This window comes from Bartonella sp. OC16QHHD (genome assembly GCF_042194035.1).
Taxonomy (GTDB): domain Bacteria; phylum Pseudomonadota; class Alphaproteobacteria; order Rhizobiales; family Rhizobiaceae; genus Bartonella.
This window is the reverse complement of sequence record NZ_JBHIMJ010000068.1, coordinates 1-2,705: the sequence shown is the minus strand read 5'-3', so window position 1 is coordinate 2,705 and position 2,705 is coordinate 1. Positions and strand designations below refer to the sequence as shown.

The window sequence follows — 2,705 nt, the reverse complement described above, 5'->3', positions numbered from 1 at the left end:
GTAGGTTTTTTTGATATTGCGGTCGACAGCCCATAGATGTCCGCGCAAAATGGCATCATTGATCATATCTGCGGTGCGTACCACGGATAAAAAAGCAAATTTTGTATCGCTTGAGAGTGTGCGATTGCCCCAGAGGCGATAGCCATTTTCCCGAATAATGGTTGTGATGTTTTGTTCGTTAAGAAGGTTGGCACGGCTGGATCTGTCCCCAATGGAAAAATCAATGGGGCGTGCAATACCAACAATGCCATTGATCACTTTGTTTGAAGGGGAATGCCAAAAACCATGTGTAAAATCTGTTTTGGCAATGACACCTGCAACCGCTGCACTTGATGGCTGTTCTATAGTTTTTCCATCACGATTCACCTTTACAAACGGATCAATAAGAATGGCGCGTTTTGAATCAAAATCTTTTGCTGTGCTAAGGGCTGCTTCATCTGTTGTGTTTGGTGCATCAAGCACCACAATAGCACGCAGACGCTCTGCAATGCCAATGAGTTCTGCTGCGACGGGGTTGGCAGTTGCACCCGTTTCATTCTCTTCAATATTCACACTGGAAGGGCGTTTGTGTGTAAAGCCTGGAGCGATGAGAATGCGTGGTGTTTGTCCCACAATGGATTGAGCTCCAATCAAAGCATGGACGCCTTCATAAGCACCATTTGCGTTTACACCCCCTAGAATATTGGTGAGAGTCGCATTTTCGTTGTCACCTTCTTGCACGCGTACGACAACGACAATGGCGCCCACTTGCTTGAAAATGAGATCAAGGGCATTGGGTAGGGTACCTTGACGCTTGCCTGTTCTATCGAGTTTTGCAGCTTGTGAAAGAGAGCCTGCTACCAAAACCGGTGTGTTGATAGGGAATGCTTGTTCATCGGCATCGGGTGCTGTGCCAACAATCCCGATAACGGCAGACTGAACCGCGCGAAGGGGGCGGGTGCCGTCGTCAACTTCAACGACTTCAACACCGTGTAGAAAACCTGTTGCCATACTTTATGCTCCTTTGAAATATTGGCTAATGAAATGAATGGGAAAAATGAGAGGTAAAGAGCCGCTCTTGAGAAAGGTTTGTTTTCAACAAGCACTTTCTTTTTATAAATATCTTGACTTGGTCCCAAAATGGTACTAAGATTGATAAAAATCAGGATAAACTTATGAAAATTGTTAAAATCTCCACACTTCAAACTTTTTGGGCTCGATATCCTGATGCTGAACAACCGTTAAAAGCATGGGTAGATGAAGCTAAAAATGCGCAGTGGCGTTCTCCTCATGACATTAAAGAGAAGTATAAAAATGCAAGCATATTAAAGAATAATCGTGTTGTTTTTAATATTAGAGGAAATGATTATCGTTTAGTTGTTTCAATCTTTTATCTAGCAGGTTGGCTTTATATAAAATTTATAGGGACACACAAACAGTATGATGCAATTGATGCTAATACTGTAGAACTAAAGGAATTTAAGAAATGAATATCAAACCACTTCGCACTGAAAGAGATTATCAAGAAGCTTTAGAAATTGTGTCTGCAATGTTTGACAATCAACCTAAAGAGAATACTCCAGAATTTGATCAAATGGAGGTTCTTGTGTTGTTGATTGAAGCGTATGAAGCAGAACACTATCCTGTTTCTCCTCCTCACCCGATTGAAGCTATTAAATTTAGAATGGAACAAATGAACTTAAGTGCTAAAGATCTCGTTCCTGCGATTGGTCATTTAAATCGTGTTTATGAAATCTTGAGTGGTAAAAGAAAATTAACACTGCGCATGATTAAAAACTTGCACCAACAGTTCAATATTCCACTAGAAAGTCTGATAGCTTAGGTTTTATACTAATTTATTTTTTTGAAAGATTTTTAAGGGGTTTCAAAAGGTCTTCAAAGATCATTTAAAGACCCTTTAATATGTATTATTTCTCGTTTTAGAAATCGCAATTTGAGATGATCAGCTCTTGAGCCGGCATTGGATTATTTGAACCACATGTATAAGATGTATTCACTTCTTTTAGTTTAAATTGGCTAAAGGTTTTTCGGATCTCTGGCACATCATTGAGAGACAGAACAAACTTTCCCTTTAATTGTGCAAGCAGTGTGGACATCGTCTGGTAATCCTCTCGCTTAAACAAATCCTTGCCATAGCAATTCTCAACGCCTGTTAAAGCCCTTTTAAAGGGCTTTAAAAGAGCTTTAAAAGGACTTAAAAACATATAAGCCTGCTCATACAAAAGCTATCCATTTGACTTGCGCTATTTTTGGTTTTGTATTTAATCTTTCCATAACCTTATAAGAACAGCGCCATCAGCTCCAGCACCACTTGGAGAAGAATCAGAGTGAGCACCAGCCCCGCCGCCGCCAAAACCACGCCCTGCTTTTCCTGAACTATAGTGACCTTTGCCGACTCCTCCAGAGCCACCTCTTGATGTATCACCTCCAGCATCACCGCCACTCCCACTTGTTTGACTCGTAACTCCACTCGTTCCAGCATAACCATTTCCGCCTTTGGCTAATCCTAGATGTGCGTCTGTTGCTAAACCAAAATTTCCACCAATGCCCCCAGTTCCACCAATGCCTGAATAGTGATAAGTATTTCCCCTTGATGTATTATAATAAGCCCCCCCTCCACCATTTCCTCCTTTAGCGGTAATAAAATTTTTGCCAACGGTCGTTGTTCCTCCAGAATTACCTGTTGCACGGAGTGATGCAACAGA

The 2,705-nt window shown here is 41.3% G+C and carries 3 protein-coding genes and 2 pseudogenes; 2 read left to right on the top strand and 3 right to left on the bottom strand.

Annotation, left to right across the window (positions count from 1 at the left end; all coding sequences use genetic code 11):
* Positions 1 to 990: phage tail sheath subtilisin-like domain-containing protein (locus ACFIK1_RS06945; protein ID WP_375662425.1), on the bottom strand; the 990-nt coding region annotated here is incomplete at its 3' end.
* 164 nt (positions 991 to 1,154) lie between these two features.
* Here ACFIK1_RS06945 and ACFIK1_RS06940 point away from each other — a divergent pair.
* Both ACFIK1_RS06940 and ACFIK1_RS06935 read left to right on the top strand, forming a co-directional pair.
* On the top strand, positions 1,155 to 1,469 hold the full coding sequence (locus ACFIK1_RS06940) for a type II toxin-antitoxin system HigB family toxin (protein WP_375662424.1): 315 nt from the start codon (positions 1,155 to 1,157) through the stop codon (positions 1,467 to 1,469).
* Positions 1,466 to 1,822 (top strand): type II toxin-antitoxin system HigA family antitoxin, encoded by a 357-nt coding sequence (locus tag ACFIK1_RS06935; RefSeq protein WP_156851753.1) that lies wholly within the window; start codon positions 1,466 to 1,468, stop codon positions 1,820 to 1,822. The genes ACFIK1_RS06940 and ACFIK1_RS06935 overlap by 4 nt, the downstream gene beginning before the upstream one ends.
* 97 nt (positions 1,823 to 1,919) lie before the next feature.
* Here ACFIK1_RS06935 and ACFIK1_RS06930 read toward each other — a convergent pair.
* Positions 1,920 to 2,150: pseudogene (locus tag ACFIK1_RS06930) on the bottom strand (DNA adenine methylase); the annotation flags it as partial.
* Between the two features lie 111 nt (positions 2,151 to 2,261).
* Positions 2,262 to 2,705, bottom strand: a pseudogene (locus ACFIK1_RS06925) (hypothetical protein); the annotation flags it as partial.